Here is a 20007-nt window from a genome sequence, read left to right as displayed (position 1 = left end):
CGTATCGGAGGGTTCCGGATGACCATCATCGGGATCGCGTTTGCCATGGCGGGCGCCGTGTTCGCCGCGCTGGCCGCGCACATGCAGCACCGGGCGGTGCACACGACGATGCGGGACGCCGACGACGGGCCGACGCTGCGATTTCGTTCGTTCAGCCGGTTGCTGTGCCAGTCAGGCTGGCTGCTCGGCCTGCTCGTGATGATCGTCGGCGGGAGCTTGCACGCGGTAGCGCTCGGCGTCGCACCGGTCATCGTGGTGCAGCCGGTCGGCGTGCTCGCGGTCGGTGCGACCGCACTGTTCGCCGCCCGGGCCGGCGGCCCGAAGCTCACCGGACGCGGCTGGCTGGCGGTCGGCGCGATCGCGGCAGGCGTGGCCGGTTTCGTGGGGATCGCGGCCAGCAACACCACACCGACCGAGGTGAGCGGTTTCGCCGGCCTTCAAGCCGGCAAACTCGTCGCCGTCGGCGTGGTCGGCATGTCCCTGCTCGCCATGACGACGAGAGGTCGGGCACGCGGTCTCGCGTTCGCCACCGCCGCGGCCACGGCCTACGGGCTGGTATCGGTCTTGACCAGGGCAGTGCTGCAGCAGGTTCAGCACGGCGGTCCGCTCTCCGCGCTGATCGTTTCCGTGATCGCCATCGTGCTCGCGCTGCTCCTCGGCGCCTGGCTGGTGCAGCAGGCCTATGCCAGCGCACCACCCCACACGGTCATGGCGTGCATCACCGTGGTGGACCCGATCGTCGCCGTGGCGATCGGGGTCGGGCTGCTCGGCGAAGCGAGTTCGATCAGCGGATGGGTTGCTGTGTCCGGGCTGCTCTGCGCGCTCCTCGCCATCGGGGGCGTACTGGCACTGGCCCGGTTCACCGAGCACCGCGGCGAGAACGTACCGCCGCACCCGGTCCCCGATTCGACCAAGCAACCAGCGCCGGAACCCGTTCGCATAGGGTGACCCCAGGGTGCCGACGGCGCTGGGCGAGGATGACATTCGCGGCCGGAAAACTCACCCTGTCGCCGGTGGGAAGTCACCCACTCCGTGTTCTGCCAGGTCGAAAGCCTGGTCGATCACCGCGACCTGCTCCCGCCGGACCACCTCGACATCATCCCCGGCCAAGATCCGCTCCATCGCGTGAGAAAACACCGTGGTGATCGCCGTGGTCAACAACCCCGCGACCATCCGCGACCGGAACGCATCCCCCGTCTCCTCGACGAACACCTCCGCAAAAGCCGAAGCGATCTCCCGCTCCTGCTCGTACCACCGGGCCATCAGCGCCGGGCTCGAAGTCAGCACCCACCAGAACCCCGGCCCGCCGGCGATGGCGCCCGACAGCGGATGGCCCGAAGCCAGGAGCGAGTGCTGGTGCGCGCGCAAAGCCGCGCATGCCGATACCCCCGCCGGGCGGGACTGCACCACTGACACCAGCTCGGCCAGCCGGTCCGCGTGGCGGTCCAGGAAGAGATCTTCCTTGCGCGGGAAGTAGTTGAACACCGTCATCTTCGACACGCCCGCCGCTTCGGCGATCTCCGCCACCGTCACCTCCGCGAAGCCTCGCTGGATGAACAGGCCCGAGGCCACGTTCGAAATCAGCTGGCGCGTGGCCCGCTTCTTCCGCTCGCGCAGTCCGTGATCCGCCATGAGCCAAGAGTATAGACCGAGCCAAAAGTTTGACTCGGTAAAAGTTTCGCGGCATCATCGGTGGCATGAACTGGGATGTGGTGATCTCCGGGGGCGGACCGGTGGGGTTGATGCTGGCCTGTGAACTCCGGCTCAAGAACGTGGACGTACTCGTCGTCGAACGGCTCGCTGAGCCGGATACGACGATCAAGGCCGGGTCGGTCAACCTGACCACCGGCGAAGCCTTCTACCGCCGTGGCCTGCTGCCCGCGGTGGACGCGATCGTGCAGCAGAACGCGGAACAGATCCGGAAGTTCCTCGAGTCCCGGGGCGGGGGTGGGCCGAAGCCGGCGATCCCCGTGGGGCACTTCGCCGGGATCATGGTCGCGTCGAACGGCGTCGACTTCGAGGATCCGGCCTTCCGCGATGTCGGGCCCGCCGCCAAGGTCGTCGTGATCCAGCAGCAGGCCGTCGAGGCCATCCTCGCCGAACGCGCCGCCGAGCTGGGGGCCGAGATCCGGCGGGGCGTCGAGGTGATCGGGTTCGACGCCGATGACGACGGTGTCACCGTGCGGCTCGGCGACCGGACCGAAGTCAGGGCCGGGTGGCTCGTCGGAGCGGATGGGGGCCGCAGCTTCGTCCGGAAGCACGCCGGGTTCGAGTTCCCCGGGACCGATCCCGCCGTCACCGGACGGCAGGCGCTCACCGAGATCACCGGCACCGACGCCCTGCCCGGCGGCTGGCAGCACGGCACCGGCGGGCTCTACGTCCACGGCCCGATGCCCGGCCGGATCCTCACCGTCGAGTTCGACGGGCCGCCCGAGGACCGCGACGCCCCGGTCACCGCGCAGGAGCTCGAAGACAGCTTCCGGCGGGTCTCCGGCGCCGACGTCCACGTGACCAAGGTCCACAGCGCGACGCGCTTCACCGACAACGCGCGGCAGGCCACCACCTACCGCCGAGGCCGCGTGCTCCTGGCGGGCGACGCCGCGCACGTCCACTCCCCCTTCGGCGGGCAGGGGCTCAACCTCGGCCTCGGCGACGCGGTCAACCTCGGCTGGAAGCTCGCCGCGACGATCCGGGGCTGGGCGCCCGACGGCCTCCTCGACACCTACACGACCGAACGCCACCCGATCGGCGAGTGGGTCCTCGAGTGGACGCGGGCGCAGGTCGCGCTGATGCGGAGCGACGTCCGGACGAAGGCGCTGCGCCAGGTCGTCACCGACCTGCTGCTCACCGACGACGGCGCGACGTACCTGGCCAAGAAGCTCTCCGGTGTCCTGCACCGGTACCCGATCGAGGGTGAGCACGACCTCACCGGCCGCGGCGCGCCCGACTTCGCGTTCGCCGACGGCACCCGGCTCGGCGAGCACCTCCAGGACGGCCGGGCGCTCCTGCTCGACCTCGCCGACAACGCCGAGCTGCGCGACACCGCGAGCGGCTGGGCGGGCCGCGTCACGACGCTGACCGCCAAGTGCGACAGCGAGCCGGCCCTGACCGGCGTCCTGATCCGGCCGGACGGGCACGTCGCCTGGGCCCGGGAAGACGGCGCGACGACCGGTCTGGACGCCTCGCTGCGCCGATGGTTCGGCGAACCCACCTGACGCCTGCCAGGGGCGCGACGGGAAACCGGCGCGCCCCCCACCGGATCAGTAAGCGACCGCGAAGGCGTGGCTCATCGCGTCGTTGTGCGTCGCGGTCGAGCCGACCGCGTCCGGCAGGCCACTCGCCGCCAGCTGTACCGCGCCGGTCGATCCGCTCAGCCAGTCCGTCTTCACGTAGAAGTTGAACTTCGGCACGCAGCCGTTGCCCGTCGCCGCCGCGAAGTGCGTGTTCAGCGGCACCACCAGGTGGTGGACGTCGCGCCGGACGACCGCGGTCTCGCTCGCGGACGCGTCCGACTTGCACAGCGTGCCGTCGGCCTTCCACTGGTTGACGAACAGCGTCACGCGCGCCGTCATGCTGTTCACCGGGCAGTCGTAGTTCGCCGGTTCCGGGTAGCAGGCCATGAGTTCCATGTCGCCGAACACGCTGAGCCCGGTCACCGGCGCGGTCTCGAAGACCTCGGTCGCCGGCTCGCGCACCGTCGGCGCCGCCGAGTTCAGCGCGATGACGCGCCCGGACGGCGTGTCACCGTCGTCGGCCTGCGGCGGCGTGCCCGCGGTCGTGTTCGCGACGCTGGTGTCCGCGAACTTCAGCTCCCCGCTCACCAGCCGCACGGTCGAGTTGCCCGACCCGAGGTCGGCGCTGCGCAGGTACGTCGTGCAGGTGACGGTGCCGGCCGCGCCGGGGTGCACCAGGAACCGGGTCGTGACGCCGATGTCCCGCAGCGACGCCGGGGCGTCGGCGCTCGCGATCAGGACGTTCTGGCCGAGTACCTCGTTCTTCGTCCAGCCGCTGGTGCTCACACAGCGGACCTCGTTGTCGATCAGCGTCGTGTTCGACGCGTTGTTCGCTCGCAGCGTCGAGTAGACGTACGCGGTCTGGCCCGCCGTCATGGCCAGCTGCACCGAGCCCAACGCCGCGACGTACTGGGTTTCGTGCGGCGAGGTCACCGTGCGCGGGGTGAACGTCACCGACGTCGCCGCCTGCGCGGCGGGCGCGGCGCCGACCAGCCCGGCGACCGTGGCCGCGCAGGCCAGTGCCGCGGCGAAGATCCTGCGTTTCATCGAAATCCCCTCGGAGGAAGTGGGTGCGGTCCGGCATGATCACCGGCCGGACCCGAGTCTGGATGGCTTCCGGCCCGGCCGGACCGGTCTGTTCCGGACATTGACCGAAGGTGGACACGCGCGATGCCCGAGATGTACCCGATGACCGAGCCCGATGACCAAGGCCTGCTCGACGTCGGCGACGGGCACCGGATCTTCTGGGAGACCAGCGGCAATCCTCGCGGCAAGCCCGCGGTCGTGCTGCACGGCGGACCCGGCCAGGGCAGCAGGCCGGGCATGCGGCAGATGTTCGACCCGGCCCGTTACCGGGTGGTACTGCTCGACCAGCGCGGCTGCGGCCGGAGCGTGCCGCACGCCACGACGTCGTTGCGCGACAACACCACCGACCACCTGGTGGCCGACTTGGAGAAGCTGCGTGAACACCTCGGCATCGACCGCTGGCTGGTCACCGGCGGCTCGTGGGGCACGACCCTGGCGCTCGTGTACGCCGAACGCTTCCCCGAACGGGTGACGGAACTCGTGGTGAGCGCGATCAGCACGACGCGCCGTTCCGAAATCGACTGGCTCTACCGCGGCGTGGGCCGGTTCTTCCCCGAGGAGTGGGCGCGGTTCACGCTGGGCACCGGCGACGACGTCGCCGCGTACGCGCGGCTCATGGCCGACCCCGACCCGGCGGTCCGGGACCGGGCGGCGGCCGCCTGGCGCCGCTGGGAGGACGTCGTGCTGTCGCTCGAGCCCGGCGCTCCCCCGGTCCGCGACGAACCGGTGGACGACGCGACCCTCGCGTTCGTCCGCCTCACGACGCACTACTACGCGAACGCGGGCTGGCTCGACGAAGGCGCGGTGATCCGCGACGCGGGACGGCTCGCCGGCATCCCCGGCGTGCTGATCCACGGCCGGCTCGACCTCAGCTGCCCGGTGACGACGGCGTGGGAGCTGGCCGAGGCGTGGCCCGGGGCCGAACTGCTCGTCGACGACCACGCCGGGCACCGGGGAAGCGACGTCAAGCGCGACTGGAAGCTCGCCGCGCTGGACCGGTTCGCGCGCTGACCGCCGCGGCGAGCACGGGCCTCGCTCACGCCACCTTGATGACGACCTTGCCCGAGGGGTGACCGTTCTCGACGGTGGCGAGGGCGGCCGGGGCGTCGGAGAGCGGGTGGACCGCGGTGATCACGGGGGCGAGGACTCCGTCGAGGGCCAGCCGGGCGGAGCGCGCCAGGTTCTCGCGATCGAGGCGACGCTCGACGAACCGCCCGCCGAGTTCGGCCACCGACATGTCACCCACCGAGATGACCGTGCGGGCTTCCCGGGCCAGCGGGGCGACCGTCCGCAGCGACGGGCCGCCGGCCAGGTCGACGATCCCGTCGAAGCCGTCCGGAACCAGCTCGCGCGCCGCGGCGCCGACGTCCCCGGCGGTGTAGTCGATGAACCGCGCCCCGACGGCTTCGGCGGACTCGCGCTTGGCGGTGCTCCCGGTGCCGATCACCCGCAGCTCGCGGGCCACGGCCAGCCGGGCGACCGCGAGCCCGACCCCGCCCCCGACCCCGTTGACCAGGACGGTGGCACCGGCCGGGAGACCGAGCTGGTCGAGCGCGTCCACCGCGGTCGTCCCGGCCACCGGCAGCGTCGCCGCCACGGTCGCGGACAGACCCGCCGGGATGCGCGCGGTGTTGGGCGCGGACAGCACCGTCGTCTCGGCGTAGGTGCCGCCACCGGTGAGCGCGAAGCCGAAGACCGCGTCACCCACCTCGAGCCCGTCGACGTCCTCGCCCAGGGCGAGAACGGTTCCCGCGGCCTCCATGCCCAGCACGCGGGGAAACGGGCGCCCGCCGTCGAGCCCGGGGACCAGGCCCGAGCGCAGGAGGTGGTCGAGGGGGTTCACACCGGCGACGTCGACCCGGATCAGCACCTCACCGCTGCCGGGGACGGGATCGGGACGATCGAAGAACTCCTGCACCTCGGGCCCGCCGTGCCTGCCGAAACCCCACGCCTGTCCCATTTTCCGCTGCCTTCCGGGTGACCGGCCCGGTCGTTCCGGGCCTGTCGCCATCCTCATCTTTGACACCGATGTGAGGGGCAAGCGGCCGAGACGCAGGTCACAGGTTCAGGCGGATCGGGTCACCGGGGTCGTCGACAGCTCCGCCCGGTGCCGGCTGTTGGCCTTGATCAGCACGTCGAGGGCATCCCGCGTCTCGACCAGGTGCGCGATATCGGCGTCGATCCGGTCGCGCTCGCGCATCATCGCCGTGAACGTCTCCTCGGCGATGCCCAGGTCGTCGGGGACGTCGACGCACGGCAGCACGGTCGCGATCACCCGGCTGGACAGACCGGCCTCGAACAACCGCCGGATGAGCGACACGCGCTGGACCTCGGCATCGGAATAGTGCCGCTGCCCCGTGTCGGAGCGTGAGCTGGTCAGCAAGCCTTGCTCTTCGTAGTACCGCAGTGAGCGCGGACTCACGCCCGTGCGCCTGGACAGCTCGCCGATCCGCATTCCGGAAAGCCTACGCCCGCGTGGCCCGGGTACAAGGCGAGCTGCCTACCCCTCCGCCGCCAGCGTCACCGCGACGTCGATGATCATGTCCTCCTGGCCGCCCACCAGGGCGAGTTCCCCGCAGCGGCGCAGGATCGCCTGCGCCGGGACGCCGTACCGCTCCGCCGCGCGCTCCGCGTGCAGCAGGAAGCTCGAGTACACCCCGGCCCAGCCCTGCACGATCGCGTTGCGGTCCATCTTCGGCCAGCGGTTCAGGTACGGGCGGACGACCTCCTCCGCGCCGTCGAGCAGGGCGCCGACGTCGAGGCCCGTGTCGACGCCCAAGCGGTCGAACACCGCCGCGAGAACCTCCGTCGGCGAATTCCCGGCGCCCGCGCCGAGCGCGCACAGCGACCCGTCGATGTAGCGGACGCCGGCTTCGTACGCCAGGACCGAGTTCGCGACGCCGAGCGAGAGGTTCTGGTGGCCGTGGTAACCGACCCAGGCCGTGTCGCCGACTTCGGCGACCAGCGCTTCGAACCGTGCGCGGGCTTCGTGCATCAGCAGGGCGCCGGCCGAGTCCGTCACGTACGCCGCCTGGCAGCCCGCGTCGACCATGATCCGCGCCTGCTTCGCGAGGTCCTCCGGTGGCGTCCGGTGCGCCATCATCAGGAAGCCCGCGGTTTCCATGCCGAGTTCGCGCGCCAGCCCGAAGTGCTGCGGGGAGACGTCGGCTTCGGTGCAGTGCGTCGCGACCCGGACCATCTCCGCGCCCGCGTCGAACGCGCGCTGGAGGTCTTCCGCCGTGCCGATGCCCGGTACGAGCAGCACGGCGATCTTCGCCCGCTTCGCCTCTTCGCGGGCCGCGGCGATCAGCTTCAGCTCGTCGACGGCGGAAAAACCGTAGGTGAACGACGAACCGCCGAGCCCGTCGCCGTGGGTCACCTCGATCACCTCGACGCCGGCGCGGTCCAGCGCGCGCACGGTGTCGCGCACCTGCTGTTCGGTGAAGCGGTGGGCCATCGCGTGGCTGCCGTCGCGCAACGTCGTGTCGACGATCCGGACGTCGTGCTTCAGTTCCGGCCGCGCGGTATTCCTCGATTCGTTCGCAGGCTCGCTCATGCGGACACCTCCTGCTTCGCGCGCGCCATCAGCTCGCCGACCCGGGCGGCCGCGGCGGTCATGATGTCGAGATTTCCGGCGTACTCGGGCAAGTAGTCGCCGTTGCCGCGGACTTCGAGGAAGATCCCGACGCGCGCGTTGCCGTCCCACTCCTCGCGCGCGTCGTCGAATTGCGGATCGGCGCGCAGCGAATAGCCGGGGACGTACTTGCGGACCTCGTCGACCATCTCGTGGATCGACGCGGTGATCGCGTCGCGGTCGGCGTCGAGCCCGATCGCGCAGAACACGGTGTCGCGCATGATCATCGGTGGCTCGACCGGGTTGAGGATGATGATCGCCTTCCCGCGCCCGGCGCCCCCGATCTCGGCGACCGCCTGGGACGTCGTGCGCGTGAACTCGTCGATGTTGGCCCGCGTCCCCGGGCCCGCGCCGCGTGAGGCCACCGACGCGACGATCTCCGCGTACGGCACCGGCGTCACCCGGGAAACCGCGTGCACCATGGGGATCGTGGCCTGGCCGCCGCAGGTGATCATCGAGACGTTCGGCGCGTCGAGGTGCGCGCCGAGGTTCACCGGCGGGCAGACCATCGGGCCGAGGTGCGCCGGTGTCAGGTCTATCGCCTGGATGCCGGCCGCCTCGTACCGCGGGGCGTTGGCCGCGTGGGCCTTGGCCGATGTCGCCTCGAACACGAGCTCCGGCAAGGGGTCCTGGCGCAGCAGCCAGTCGACGCCTTCGGCCGACGCCGCGATCCCCTGCGCGCGAGCACGTTCGAGCCCGTCTGACTCGACCACGCCGACCACGTAACCGACTTCGAGAACTTCACTGCGTCGCAGCTTCGCCAGCAAATCGGTGCCGATGTTGCCGGGGCCGACGATCGCCGCCTTCACGGGAGCCATGCTCCGACGGTCGCACCGCCGCTCGTGACGAGGACAGTCTTGCGTTCCGGCCAGTGGAACATCGACACTGGGGCCATGGCATTCGAGGTCGTGGCCGGCGCCGGCTCCCTGCGGAGCGAGACGGGCGTGCGATTCCCCCACCGCTGGACTCCCGGCGGCGTCAGCGTGGACACCGAGTTCACCGGCGGGCACCTGCTGAACCTCGCCGCGGCGGGCTGCGTCCTCAACGACCTGTACCGCGAGGCGGAGCAGCTCGGCATCGAGCTCGCCGGAGCCCGGGTGACGGCCTCCGGCGGCTTCGACACGACGACGTGGACGTCCACCGGGATCACCTACTCCGTCGAGCTCGACTCACCGGCCCCGGACGGCGAGCTGTCCCGGTTAGTCGAAATCGTCGACGAGGTCGCCGAGATCCCCCGGGCACTGCGGGCCGGGGCGCCGGTTCGCCGGGCCCGCTGAGCCACTGCCCTCGGCACGTCGGTTTGATCGACTCGCGTTCGGGGCAGATCGGGGAGAGATCCCGACGGAGGAGGTCCGATGGCCGAGCGGCGTTGGCATTTCATCCCGAGCACGGCTCCGCTGTGCTGGCTGAACCTGGGAGTGGGGGCGGTGCTGCTGGTGTCGAGCATCCTCACCCTGGCGAGAACGGACGCGCCCGCCCCGGTGCTGTCGGTGATCGCCGGGGTGGCGGCGGTGGCGTTGATCGTCCTCGCGACGGTCGGCTTGACGCGCCCCGGTCTCCGCGGCCGCTGAGTTCAGGGTCACTTGCAGCGCTTGTGCCCCGCGCACACGTCGTACTTCGTTTCGTCACCGTCCCGGCACTGGTAGCCGAACTGCGGAGGCTTCCGGGTGGGTGTCTTGCGGACTGAGGTCAGCGTGGGCGCTGCCCGGCGGTGGGTGCGGCGAAAACACAGCACCGGCCGGGCCCCGCGGCGGCGGCGGGGCCCGGCCGGCCGTTCTTACAGCTCCTGGTGGTCCGCGTGCTCCACCCGGGCCTCCGCCACCGGGCGCCCGTCGCTCACCCGGAAGTCGTCCACGCCGTCCAGTACGAACGTCGGGGTTCCCGGCTCCGCGCGGCAGTGGTGCACGTCGAGATCCGCGACGTCCCGGATGACGAACGCCGGGCGCGTGTCCGGCGTGCCGACCCGGACGTCCACGTTGTCCAGGCTGATCCCCCGTGCGTGCCGGATGAAGAACCCGTGCGCCGGCAGTGTGCCGAACATCGACGGCTCCGGGTACGCCGTCTCCAGCTCCGGTGGGTTCTGGACCGCGTCGCCCGGGGTGAGGCCGCCCGCGAGGTGGTGGCGGATGTTGCTCAGCTTCACGTCTTCGATCGGGTGGCCCGGGATTCCCGCGAAGCACGACGGATACCGCGGGTCCGCGTCGAAAGTCGTCACGTCGCTGATGCTCACCCGGCGCAGGAAGCCGACCGGAATGCCCGCCGGGCCGCGCATGCGGGCGCCCAACCGCAAGAACAGCGGCATCTGGACCTTGCGCATCGTCAGGTTGGTGATCGTCACGTCCTCCAGCCAGCCGCCGTCGACCGTCTCCAGCGCCAACCCGCGGCAGTACTCGAAGACCACGTTGGAGATCGCGATGTTGCGGAACCCGCCGTTCGCTTCCGTGCCGAACTTGACGCGGCCGGTGCGCCCGTACGACGACGTCTTGTACGTGCCGTCGACCAGCGTGCCGAGGTTGTAGCCGCTGACGAAGCAGTTGTCGATGGTCACGTTTTCCGTGTCCCGCACCGTGTTCAGCGCATACGAGCTCTTCAGCACGATCGCGTCGTCGTTCGGTGAGTTCACGGTCGTGTTGGCGATGCGGACGTTCTTGCAGCAGTCGATGTTGATGCCGTCGCGGTTGGTGTCGATCACCAGGCCGTCGATGCGGAAGTTGTCGACGCCGGTGGGCAGGATGCCGAAGTGGCCGCCGTTGACGATCGTGATGTCGCGGATCGCGACGTTGCGGCACAGCTTGAGCGCGATCGCCTTGTTTCCGTTGAGCGGCGCCGACTCCGCGCTGCCGCCTGCGACGAGGCCCTTGCCGTCGATCTTGCCCGGCCCCTCGATGGTGACGTTCTCCAGGTTCTCGCCCCAGATCAGGCTGTTGTGCCAGTGGCTGTGCCCGAAGTCCTGGTACGGGTTGCCCGCGCCCGGCTCGGCCGGGTCGTAGCCCTTGCCGCCGGCGGGCGCGGCCGCGAGGATCGTCGCGTTCGCCCCCAGGTACAGCGCCACGTTGCTCTTGAGGTGGATCGAATAGCTCGCGTACGTGCCGGCCGGGAAGTACACGGTCCCGCCGCGGGCCGCGGCCCCGTCGATGGCGCGGTTGATCGCCGCGGTGTCGATGGTGCGGCCGTCGCCCTTCGCGCCGAACTTCGTGACGTCGAAGAACCGCCCCGCCGCATTGTCTTCCGCAGCGACGGCCGGAGATCCGATGAATGGCAGTGCGGCGCCCGCCGCCGCTCCCCAGGTGACCGCACGACGGCGGCTGAACGCTTCGCCCACGAAAGCTCCCTTTTCTCGCCACAGCGGAAACACCACGCGGTGTTTCCGACGGCGGATCGGGAATGCGCGAGATCAGGCTAGGAGCAAATGATCGGATGAGTCAAGCGCGGCCCCCGCCGAAGCAGGGGCCGCGCCCGTCAGTCCAGCACCTCGCGGACGGTGCCCGCGGCCACCGTGAGACGACCTTCGCGCATGGCGAAGCCGAGGCCCGCGCTCATCGCGATCGGCTGGCCGAGCTCCACCGTCAGCGAAGCCGCCTCACCCGGCCGGACCACCGTGACGCCCTCGGCGAGGGTGACCACGCCGACGACGTCGCTGGTGCGGAAGTGGAACTGCGGCCGGTAGTTCGCCGCGAACGGCGTCCGCCTGCCCCCTTCCGCGGCCGACAGCACGTGGACGTCCGCGCGGAACCGAGTGTGCGGCCGGACGCTGCCCGGCAGGCAGACGACCTGCCCGCGCCGGACCTCGCCGCGCTTCACCCCGCGCAGCAGCACCGCGGCGTTGTCGCCCGCCTCGGCGCGCTCCATCGGCTTGCCGAACGTCTCGAGCCCGGTCGCCACGCTCGCGACGGCCGGGCCGAGCCCGACCACCTCGACCGCGTCGCCGACACTCAGCACACCCTGCTCCACCGCGCCGGTCACGACGGTGCCGCGGCCGGTGATGGTCAGGACGTTCTCGATCGGCATGAGGAACGGCAGGTCGAGCCGCCGCGGCGGGATCGGGACGTGCTCGTCGACGGCCTCGAGCAGGTGGAGGATCCGCTGGGTCCACCGCGGGTCGCCGTCGAGCGCGCGCAGCCCGGACACGCGCACGACCGGCACGGCCTCGCCGTCGAACCCGTAGCGGGTCAGCAGCTCGCGGACCTCGAGCTCGACCAGGTCGAGCAGGTCCTCGTCCTCGACGAGGTCGGCCTTGTTGAGCGCCACCACGAGGTGCTCGACACCGATCCGGCGCGCCAGCACGACGTGCTCGCGCGTCTGCGGCATCGCGCCGTCCTGGGCCGAGACGACCAGGACGGCGCCGTCGAGCTGGGCCGCGCCGGTGATCATGTTCTTGACGTAGTCGGCGTGGCCCGGCATGTCGACGTGCGCGTAGTGCCGGGTCGGCGTCTCGTACTCGACGTGCGCGATCGTGATGGTGATGCCGCGCTCGATCTCCTCCGGCGCACGGTCGATGCGGTCGAAGGCGACGTAGCGGTTGGTGCCGTCGCGCTCGGCCAGCACCTTGGTGATGGCGGCGGTGAGCGTGGTCTTGCCGTGGTCGACGTGGCCCATCGTGCCGATGTTGAGGTGCGGCTTGGTGCGCACGTACTGCTGCTTGGTCATGGGATTTCCCTGTACTGAGAACGAAAGCGCGCGAAACCGGGAGAAGTCGTCAACCCTCCCCCGGCGGTTCCGCGCTCGTGACAGGGGAATCGGGGAAGGGTCAGCTTCGAGCGCCGGTGAGCGAGGCCGGAAGCGGCCGTGCCGAAAGGGCGCTCGGCAGGGACGAGCCTGCGAGCGTCGCGCTATCGGACACGGGGAACATGATCCGCAGGGTGCCACGCGGAAGGTCGTGGTGTCATCCGGTTTTCCGCGGGGGATGGCGCGTAACACCCGGCTCGCCGGGGGCGACTCTGGGCGCTGTCACCGGTCTGGCTTGGGAGGGCGCCATGGACCACCGCGACCTCGCGGCTTCGGCGATCGGCGCCATCGCCGACCACTTCGGCGCCGTCCGCTCGGGAGTCCGGGTTTCGGAAGCGGCAGCGCGGATCGCGAACGAGCTCGTTTCCGTGGTCGGGGCGGTGTGCGGCCTCGCCTCGCCCGTGCTCGACGACCTGCGTCGGAATCCGGCGAGCGGGGGCATCCGGACCCACGCGGCGACGCTGCTGTGGCGGGCGCTCGACGAGGACCGGAGCGCCGGTCCGGCGCTCGGCAAGGCACTCGGCCGCGGCGATGTCGTCTAGTGAGCCCGGCCGACGCGCGGACGCATCACGAGCGCCGCGACGTGGTACTCGCACGGCTCATCACCGCGGTTCGCGTACGAATGCGGTGCGTCGGCGGGAAAGTAGACCGAATCCCCGGCCCGCAGCACGTATTCCGCCGAGCCGGCACCCAGCCACAACGTACCCGACTCCACCGCCACGAACTCGTGGGAACCCGGCGCGTACGCGGGAAAAGTCCCGGCGTCACACCGCGGCGGCAGAGTCGTGCGGATCCATTCGAAGTTGACGCCCGGCACGACCGGCGTCAGCACCGTGCGGTGCCAGCCGCCCGGTTCGGCGACGTGGTCCTGCTCGGCCGCGCGGCGGACGATCACCCGGTCGGTCTCCAGGTCGGCCAGCAGCCGGGACGCCGACAGCCCCAGGCCGTCGGCGATGCGGGACAGCACCACCACCGTCGGGGTCTTCTCGCCGCGTTCGATGGCCGACAGCATGCTGACGCTCACCCCGGCTTCGCGGGCCAGCGCGCTCAACGCCAGGCCGCGGCCGGTCCGCAACGCGTGCAGGCGGCGGCCCAGGCTCACCGGATCGATCATTCCACTATAATAACTGCCGTGTCCACTATAGCGGAAATCCGGTCGGCGACCGAGGCCGACGCCGACGGGATCGCGGCCGTCTTCGCGCCGTACGTCACCGGCTCGGTCGTCACGTTCGAAACCACCCCGCCGGCCCCGGACCAGTGGCGCGCGAAGATCCGCGAGAGCGACCTCCCGTTCCTCGTCCTGAGCGACCCGAAGATCGCCGGCTACGCGCTCGCCGCGCCGTGGCGGCCGAAACCCGCCTACCGACACACGGTCGAGACGACCATCTACCTCGCCCCCGAAGCCGCCGGCCAGGGCCACGGCCGGCGGCTGCTCGACGAGTTGCTCAAGCGGTGCGCCGACGCGGGCGCCAAGCAGGCGATCGCCGTCGTCGTCGACTCCGGCAGCCCCGCGTCGCGGCGCCTGCACCGCGCGGCCGGGTTCACGGACGCGGGCGTGCTGCGGCGCGTCGGGTTCAAGGACGGCCGGTGGCTCGACACCCTCCTGATGCAGCGCGAACTCGGCTGAGGCGTCGGGCAGGATGCGGGGCATGGACACCGAAGCCGACCTCCTCGAAGCGGCCCGGCGCGAGGACCGCGGCGCGTTCGACCGGCTCGTGCGGCCCTACCAGAGCGAGCTGCGCGCCCACTGCTACCGGCTGCTCGGCGCCCTGCACGACGCGGAAGACGCGCTGCAGGAGGCGTTGCTCGGCGCGTGGCGCGGGCTGGCCGGGTTCGAGGGGCGGAGTTCGGTTCGCGCGTGGCTCTACCGGATCGCGACGAACGCCTGCCTGCGGCTGATCAAGCAGCGGCCGCCCCGCCTGATGCCGCGCGACCACCACCCGGCGGCGAACCCCGGCGACGCGCTCGCCGAGCCGGTCGACGGCGAGGCGTACGTCGAGCCCTACCCCGAGGACGACTGGGATCCACAGCGCCGTTTCGAGCTGCGCGAGAGCGTCGAACTCGCGTTCATCGCCGCGTTGCAGCACTTGCCCGGCACCCAGCGGGCGGTACTGATCCTGCGTGAAGTGCTCGCCTTCTCCGCCGCGGAGGTCGCCGAAGCCCTCGACACGTCGGTCGCTTCGGTGAACAGCGCGCTGCAACGGGCCCGCAAGACGCTCGACCAGCGGACGCCGTCGCAGAGCCAGCAGGCCACGCTGCGCAGCCTCGGCGAAGACGCGGAACGCGCGCTGGTGGCGGACTTCGTCGCGGCGTGGGAACGTGCGGACGTCCCGGCGCTGCTCGACCTGCTCGCCGAGGACGCCCGCTTCACGATGCCGCCGCTGCCCGCGTGGTTCCACGGCCGCGACGACGTCGCCCGCTTCCTGTCCGGCAGCGTGTTCGCGACACCGTGGCGGCTGGTGCCGGTCCGGGCCAGCGGCCAGCTCGCGTTCGCGTGCTACCAGCGCCACCCGGACGGCGTCTTCCGCATCGGCTGCGTGAACGTCCTGACCCTGCGCGGGAACCGGATCGCGGAGATCACCGGCTTCCTCGACCCGGCGATGTACGCGGGTTTCGGGCTGCCGCCGGAACTCCCGTAGTCGCGCCGGTGCCGCCGGCCACCGTGCGGCCGCACCGGATCTTCGCCGGCGCGCGCCCGGGCGCTACCGGGACTTCGCCCGCAGGTGGAGCCGCTCCCCCTGTTTCCCGAACAGGCTGAGGATCTCCGCCGGGCGGCCGACCGCGCCGAACCAGTGCGGGAGCCTCGTGTCGAACTCCGCCGCCTCGCCCGGGCCCAGCGTCATGTCGCGGTCGGCCAAGATCAGCCTCAGCCGGCCCGACAGGACGTACAACCACTCGTAACCCTCGTGGACCTGGGGGTCCGGCTCGCCCGTCTCCGGCTCGAGGATCATCTTGAACGCCTGGGGCGCGCCCGGCTGGCGGGTCAGCGGGAGAACCGTCATCGTCGCTCCGTTCGAACGCGGGAAGCGGCGGGCGGTCAGCCGGACCCGGGGGTCGCCGACCTCGGGCGCGCCCACCAGCTCGTCCAGGGGTACCTGGTGGGCCTGCGCGATCGGCAGCAGCAGCTCGAGGCTCGGCTTGCGCTGGCCGGACTCCAGCCGCGACAGCGTGCTCTTCGAGATGCCCGTCGCCGTCGAGAGGTCGGCCAGCGTGACCCGCCGCTGGGTGCGGACCCGCTTGAGGCGCGGGCCGACCTCGGCCAGTGCGTGGGTGATGGCGTCCGTCATGTCTCCAGGAAACGCTCTTGTCCCGGAAACGGCAACATTTGTTGTCGGAACCGCGAAGGCGGGCGCAGGGTGGCGGCATGACCGAAAACAGCTATGACGTCCTGGTGGTGGGCGGCGGGGCCGCGGGCCTGAACGCCGCCCTGATGCTCGGCCGCGCGCGGCGGCGCGTCGTGGTCGTCGACGGCGGCGCGCCCCGCAACGCTCCCGCCGAGCACATGCACGGCTTCCTCTCCCGCGACGGCCTGCCGCCGTCCGAACTGCTCAAGATCGGCCGCGAGGAGCTCGCCGGCTACGGCGTCGAGATCCTCGACGACCAGGTCAGCGCCCTCGAACCCGGCTTCACCGCGACACTCGCGAGCGACGGCCGGAAGCTGACCGCCCGGCGCGTCCTGTTCGCGACCGGCGCCCACGACGACCTGCCGGGCATCCCGGGCCTGCGCGAAAGCTGGGGCACCGACGCGGTGACCTGCCCGTACTGCCACGGCTACGAGGTCCGCGACCAGCCCCTCGGCGTGCTCGGCACCGAACCCGCGAGCGTCGAGCACGCGCTGCTCGTGCGCCAGTGGTCGCCGGACGTCGTGTACTTCGCGCACACCGCGCCACCGTCCGAAGAGGACCGCGCACGGCTCGACGCCCGGGGCATCAAGATCGTCGACGGGACCGTCACCGCCGCACGACGCGAAGACGGCCACCTCACCGGCCTCGAACTCGGCGCGCGGTTCGTCCCGCGGGTGGCGCTGTTCATCCGCACGCAGACCGTCGCGCACGACGGGCTCATGCGCGCACTCGGCTACGAAGAGACCGACGCGATGGGCAAGACGAACGTGCCGGGTGTGTGGGCGGCCGGGAACGTCGTCGACGCGCGGGCGACCGTGATCATCGCCGCGGCCCAGGGCGCGGCCGCCGCGGGCGCGCTCAACCACGACCTCGTGGCCGAGGACGTCCGGCGGGCGGTCGACGCGTTCGGCGGCTTCACCGCCGAAGCCGAACGCGCGGCCGCGGCGGTGCGCTGACGTCCTGGCGTTCGGCGGCCCGCCGTGCCAGGCTCGGCGGGTGCGTCCGACGCTGTACGAATTCGCCGGCGGCGACCCCGCGTTCCGCGCGCTGGCCGCCGCCCACCACGAGCGCTGCCTGGCCGACCCCGAGCTGAACCACCCGTTCTCGCACCCGGGGCAGCACCCGCAGCACGTCGACCGGCTGGCCCGGTACTGGGCCGAGGTCATGGGCGGGCCGCCGCGGTTCTCGCAGGAGTGCAACGACCACTCGGCGGTGCTGCGCATGCACGCCGGCAACGGCGACATGTCCGACCTCGGCCGCCGGTTCGTCGAGTGCTTCGTGCGCGCCGCGGACGATGCCGGCCTGCCCGCCGACCCGGAGTTCCGCGCCGCGCTGCGGTCCTACATGGAATGGGCGGTCGCCGAGGTCCTCACCTACCCGGGCCCGGCCCGAGACGTGCCCGCCGGCCTCGCGATGCCGCACTGGTCGTGGACCGGGTTGCAGGCGGTGTAACGCCCGGGGCGCGCGCCGCGTCTTGTGAGCAACGACCGGCTGTGGAGGTCCGTCGCAGAGCCGGCCCTGGCGCGTTTCCCCCAACCCGCCCGGGCCGGCTCGCCCACGACGTCCGAAACCCGCGAGCGGCGCCACCGCCGGCCGGGCCAGAGTGGACACCATGTCCCTCGACCGTTTCCTGCTCGCCGGCAAGGGTTTCGAGCAGCATCTCCGCGCCGTGCCGCCCGACGGCTGGGACGCGCCGACGCCGTGCGCTGAATGGGACGTCCGCGCGCTGGTGAACCACATGACGCGGGGCAACCTCAACTACATCGGGCTCCTGCGCGGCGCCACCCGCGAGGAGTTCCTGGCCGCCCGCGACGCCGACGCGCTCGGCGACGACCCGGTCACGGCGTTCACCGAATCGGTCCGCGCCTGCGCGGCGGCCTTCGCCGAGGACGGCGCGCTGGACCGGGTCGTCGACTACCCGCTGGGCGAGCTGACCGGACGGCGCGCGCTGGCCGTCCGCACCGCCGACAGCACCGTGCACACCTGGGACCTCGCCCGCGCTCTCGGCGCCGACGACACCCTCGACCCCGGTCTCGTCGCGTGGATCGACGAGAACCACGACGACATCTTCGCGGGATTGGCGCTGAACTCCCGGGTCTTCGCCGACCCGCCGGCCGGCGTCGCGGCGCAGTCCAGACAGGACCGCGTGCTCACGCGCTTCGGCCGCGATCCTCGCTGATCTCGCAGCCCAGGCGCGCGGCCAGCTCGGTCAGCGCTTGGCCCAGCGGAAGGTCGACGCGCACCGAGGCGTAGCGGTCGCCGCGGGTCTCGCCGTGGTTGACGATCACCACCGGCTTGCCCGCGGCCGCCGCGTGCCGGACGAACCGCAGGCCGGACATCACCGTCAGGGACGACCCCAGCACCAGCAGCGCGGCGGCCTCGTCGACCAGGCGGTAGCACTGCTCGACGCGGGGCCGGGGCACGTTCTCGCCGAAGAACACCACGTCCGGCTTGAGCACGCCCGCACACGACGCGCACGGCACCGGAGTGAACCGGCGGACGACGGCGTCGGGCAGCTCGACGTCACCGTCCGGGTTGATCCGGGTCGCCTCGCCCTCGAAGTCCGCGTTGGCCGCCCGCAACCGCCGGTCCAGCTCGGCGCGCGGGCTGGTGCGGCGGCAGTCCAGGCAGATCACGCGGTCCAGGCTGCCGTGCAGCTCGACGGCGTCCGCGGTGCCGGCCGCCTGGTGGAGGCCGTCGACGTTCTGCGTGATGACACCGCCGAAGTACCCGCCGCCGCGCAACGCCGCGACCGCGCGGTGGCCGTCGTTCGGGTCGGCGCGGGCGATGGTGCGCCACCCGAGGTGGCTGCGCGCCCAGTAGCGCTGGCGGCCCTCGGCGCTGGTGACGAACTCGTCGTAGGTCATCGGCGTGTGCCGGCGCAGGCTGCCGGTCTCGCCGCGGTAGTCGGGGATCCCGGACTCGGTGGACAGCCCGGCGCCGCTGAGCACGGCGACCTCGCGCCGCGCGACGACGTCGGCGAGCTCGTCGAGGCTCGAGGTCCGGGGCAGCGGCGCGTCCGGGGACGTCCACGTCAGGGTGGGGCGGGTCCGCACTACGCCAGGGTACGTGGGCCGGGGAGCTGCTTCTCGAACCAGTGGTCGGCGTAGTGCTCGTCGTTGAACGGCGCGACTTCGCGGTAACCCGCCGCCCGGTACAGGCCGATCGCTTCGCCGAGCGAGCGGTTGGTCTCGAGCCGGAGCGCGCGGACGCCGAGCCCCGCCGCGTGCGCCTCCAGCTCGGCCAGCAGCCGCCGGCCCAGCCCGAGGCCGCGCGCTGCGGGCGCCACCCACATCCGCTTGATCTCCGCCGGCGCCTCGCCGTGGACCTTCAGCGCGCCGCAGCCGACCGGCTCGCCGTGCAGCGTCGCCACCAGCAGTACGCCGGCGGGCGGGGTCATCTCCTCGTCCGCCGCGGAGATGCTGAGCCCGGGGTCGAACCCGTCGTCGAACCGCAGGCCCAGCTCGGTGAAGTAGGCGCGCAGGCAGAACCGGGCGTCGGCGTGCCCGGGCGGGCACGGCGCGATGTCGACCGCCGAGGCCGTCAGAAGCCGCTCGACCTCGGCCATCGCGGTGACGAGCCGGGTGCGCTGCCCGCCGGACAGCGGGGCGAGCAGCGCGGCGGCCGCGTCGTCGGAGAGCCGGTCGAGCGCGGCGCGTTCGGCCTGCCCGGCTTCGGTGAGCCGCGCGGTGCGGACGCGCCCGTCGGCGGCGCTCGGCTCGACGCGCACCAGGCCGTCCCGTTCCAGCCCGCGCAGCAGCCGGCTCAGGTAGCCGGAGTCGAGGTCGAGGCGTTTCCGCAGCTCGCGGACGTCACGTCCGGCGGCGCCGATCTCCCAGAGCACCCGCGCCTCGCCCAGCGGCCGGGCGCGGGCGAGGAAGGCGTCGTCGAGCGCGCCGATCCGCTGGGTGACCGTCCGGTTGAACCGCCGGACACCGTCGACGAGGTCGGAGTCCATTACCTGACTATAGTCAGGTAATCCGGC

General features: G+C 71.9%; 23 protein-coding genes. 11 read left to right on the top strand and 12 right to left on the bottom strand.

From position 1 onward, the window contains the following. Positions 1 to 18 precede the first annotated feature (18 nt). Positions 19 to 948: a DMT family transporter gene (locus AA23TX_RS17570; protein ID WP_155543575.1), complete on the top strand. Its 930-nt coding sequence runs from the start codon at positions 19 to 21 to the stop codon at positions 946 to 948. 51 nt (positions 949 to 999) lie between these two features. Here the strand turns inward: AA23TX_RS17570 and AA23TX_RS17565 are convergent, their stop codons facing one another. Continuing rightward, positions 1000 to 1632 carry a TetR/AcrR family transcriptional regulator gene (locus tag AA23TX_RS17565; protein ID WP_155543574.1) on the bottom strand — a complete coding sequence of 211 codons (633 nt, stop codon included), beginning with the start codon at positions 1630 to 1632 and terminating at the stop codon, positions 1000 to 1002. 65 nt (positions 1633 to 1697) lie between these two features. On the opposite strand from AA23TX_RS17565, the gene AA23TX_RS17560 reads away from it, so the two are divergent. Beyond that, positions 1698 to 3215: an FAD-dependent monooxygenase gene (locus AA23TX_RS17560; RefSeq protein WP_155543573.1), complete on the top strand. Its 1518-nt coding sequence runs from the start codon at positions 1698 to 1700 to the stop codon at positions 3213 to 3215. A 45-nt stretch (positions 3216 to 3260) separates the two neighbouring features. On the opposite strand, the gene AA23TX_RS17555 is transcribed toward AA23TX_RS17560, so the two are convergent. Next, on the bottom strand, positions 3261 to 4280 hold the full coding sequence (locus AA23TX_RS17555) for a hypothetical protein (RefSeq protein WP_155543572.1): 1020 nt from the start codon (positions 4278 to 4280) through the stop codon (positions 3261 to 3263). 123 nt (positions 4281 to 4403) lie between these two features. Between AA23TX_RS17555 and pip the strand changes: the two genes are divergently transcribed. Further along, positions 4404 to 5330, top strand: a complete 927-nt coding sequence (gene pip, locus AA23TX_RS17550) for a prolyl aminopeptidase (protein WP_155543571.1) — start codon at positions 4404 to 4406, stop codon at positions 5328 to 5330. A gap of 25 nt (positions 5331 to 5355) precedes the next feature. Here pip and AA23TX_RS17545 read toward each other — a convergent pair whose 3' ends face one another. The 4 genes from AA23TX_RS17545 to AA23TX_RS17530 form a co-directional block, all read right to left on the bottom strand. Continuing rightward, positions 5356 to 6279, bottom strand: a complete 924-nt coding sequence (locus AA23TX_RS17545; RefSeq protein WP_155543570.1) for an NADP-dependent oxidoreductase — start codon at positions 6277 to 6279, stop codon at positions 5356 to 5358. A gap of 105 nt (positions 6280 to 6384) precedes the next feature. Next, a complete protein-coding gene (locus AA23TX_RS17540; protein WP_155543569.1) occupies positions 6385 to 6774 on the bottom strand; it encodes a MerR family transcriptional regulator in 390 nt (129 codons plus the stop codon). Between the two features lie 45 nt (positions 6775 to 6819). Beyond that, positions 6820 to 7875 (bottom strand): 4-hydroxy-2-oxovalerate aldolase, encoded by a 1056-nt coding sequence (gene dmpG / locus AA23TX_RS17535; RefSeq protein ID WP_155543568.1) that lies wholly within the window; start codon positions 7873 to 7875, stop codon positions 6820 to 6822. Beyond that, positions 7872 to 8771, bottom strand: coding sequence for an acetaldehyde dehydrogenase (acetylating) (locus AA23TX_RS17530; protein ID WP_155543567.1), 900 nt, complete (start codon positions 8769 to 8771; stop codon positions 7872 to 7874). The genes dmpG and AA23TX_RS17530 overlap by 4 nt, the downstream gene beginning before the upstream one ends. 75 nt (positions 8772 to 8846) lie before the next feature. Between AA23TX_RS17530 and AA23TX_RS17525 the strand changes: the two genes are divergently transcribed. Together AA23TX_RS17525 and AA23TX_RS17520 are read left to right on the top strand one after the other, a co-directional pair. Continuing rightward, positions 8847 to 9230: an OsmC family protein gene (locus AA23TX_RS17525; RefSeq protein ID WP_155543566.1), complete on the top strand. Its 384-nt coding sequence runs from the start codon at positions 8847 to 8849 to the stop codon at positions 9228 to 9230. 78 nt (positions 9231 to 9308) lie between these two features. Continuing rightward, positions 9309 to 9524, top strand: a complete 216-nt coding sequence (locus tag AA23TX_RS17520; RefSeq protein WP_155543565.1) for a hypothetical protein — start codon at positions 9309 to 9311, stop codon at positions 9522 to 9524. A 206-nt stretch (positions 9525 to 9730) separates the two neighbouring features. On the opposite strand, the gene AA23TX_RS17515 is transcribed toward AA23TX_RS17520, so the two are convergent. Beyond that, positions 9731 to 11215: a rhamnogalacturonidase gene (locus AA23TX_RS17515; RefSeq protein WP_196425454.1), complete on the bottom strand. Its 1485-nt coding sequence runs from the start codon at positions 11213 to 11215 to the stop codon at positions 9731 to 9733. Positions 11216 to 11412: 197 nt separating this feature from the next. Next, positions 11413 to 12600, bottom strand: coding sequence for an elongation factor Tu (gene tuf, locus AA23TX_RS17510; protein WP_155543564.1), 1188 nt, complete (start codon positions 12598 to 12600; stop codon positions 11413 to 11415). Positions 12601 to 12926: 326 nt separating this feature from the next. On the opposite strand from tuf, the gene AA23TX_RS17505 reads away from it, so the two are divergent. Then, positions 12927 to 13220 carry a hypothetical protein gene (locus AA23TX_RS17505; RefSeq protein WP_155543563.1) on the top strand — a complete coding sequence of 98 codons (294 nt, stop codon included), beginning with the start codon at positions 12927 to 12929 and terminating at the stop codon, positions 13218 to 13220. Here the strand turns inward: AA23TX_RS17505 and AA23TX_RS17500 are convergent. Then, positions 13217 to 13792, bottom strand: a complete 576-nt coding sequence (locus tag AA23TX_RS17500) for a helix-turn-helix domain-containing protein (RefSeq protein WP_155543562.1) — start codon at positions 13790 to 13792, stop codon at positions 13217 to 13219. The genes AA23TX_RS17505 and AA23TX_RS17500 overlap by 4 nt on opposite strands. Positions 13793 to 13810: 18 nt before the next feature. Between AA23TX_RS17500 and AA23TX_RS17495 the strand changes: the two genes are divergently transcribed. Together AA23TX_RS17495 and AA23TX_RS17490 are read left to right on the top strand one after the other, a co-directional pair. Beyond that, entirely contained in the window at positions 13811 to 14305 is a 495-nt protein-coding gene (locus AA23TX_RS17495) for a GNAT family N-acetyltransferase (protein ID WP_155543561.1), read from the top strand. A gap of 22 nt (positions 14306 to 14327) precedes the next feature. Beyond that, positions 14328 to 15317 carry a sigma-70 family RNA polymerase sigma factor gene (locus tag AA23TX_RS17490; RefSeq protein WP_155543560.1) on the top strand — a complete coding sequence of 330 codons (990 nt, stop codon included), beginning with the start codon at positions 14328 to 14330 and terminating at the stop codon, positions 15315 to 15317. Positions 15318 to 15380: 63 nt separating this feature from the next. Here AA23TX_RS17490 and AA23TX_RS17485 read toward each other — a convergent pair whose 3' ends face one another. Next, entirely contained in the window at positions 15381 to 15965 is a 585-nt protein-coding gene (locus AA23TX_RS17485) for a helix-turn-helix domain-containing protein (RefSeq protein WP_155543559.1), read from the bottom strand. Between the two features lie 77 nt (positions 15966 to 16042). On the opposite strand from AA23TX_RS17485, the gene AA23TX_RS17480 reads away from it, so the two are divergent. From AA23TX_RS17480 to AA23TX_RS17470, 3 genes are all read left to right on the top strand, one after another. Next, complete coding sequence (locus AA23TX_RS17480) at positions 16043 to 16978, top strand: NAD(P)/FAD-dependent oxidoreductase (RefSeq protein ID WP_155543558.1); 936 nt, start codon at positions 16043 to 16045, stop codon at positions 16976 to 16978. Between the two features lie 40 nt (positions 16979 to 17018). Further along, entirely contained in the window at positions 17019 to 17474 is a 456-nt protein-coding gene (locus AA23TX_RS17475; RefSeq protein ID WP_155543557.1) for a group II truncated hemoglobin, read from the top strand. 160 nt (positions 17475 to 17634) lie between these two features. Then, positions 17635 to 18201: a TIGR03086 family metal-binding protein gene (locus AA23TX_RS17470; RefSeq protein ID WP_155543556.1), complete on the top strand. Its 567-nt coding sequence runs from the start codon at positions 17635 to 17637 to the stop codon at positions 18199 to 18201. On the opposite strand, the gene AA23TX_RS17465 is transcribed toward AA23TX_RS17470, so the two are convergent. Further along, positions 18173 to 19078, bottom strand: coding sequence for an NAD-dependent protein deacetylase (locus tag AA23TX_RS17465; protein WP_155543555.1), 906 nt, complete (start codon positions 19076 to 19078; stop codon positions 18173 to 18175). The two genes, AA23TX_RS17470 and AA23TX_RS17465, sit on opposite strands and share 29 nt — an antisense overlap. Then, on the bottom strand, positions 19078 to 19980 hold the full coding sequence (locus AA23TX_RS17460; RefSeq protein WP_155543554.1) for a bifunctional helix-turn-helix transcriptional regulator/GNAT family N-acetyltransferase: 903 nt from the start codon (positions 19978 to 19980) through the stop codon (positions 19078 to 19080). Before AA23TX_RS17460 ends, AA23TX_RS17465 begins: the two co-directional genes overlap by 1 nt. Positions 19981 to 20007 lie beyond the last annotated feature (27 nt).

The sequence above is a fragment of the Amycolatopsis camponoti genome (genome assembly GCF_902497555.1).
GTDB classification, from domain to species: domain Bacteria; phylum Actinomycetota; class Actinomycetes; order Mycobacteriales; family Pseudonocardiaceae; genus Amycolatopsis; species Amycolatopsis camponoti.
The sequence above is the reverse complement of the archived record's forward strand: the minus strand, read 5'-3'. Positions and strand labels throughout refer to the sequence as shown.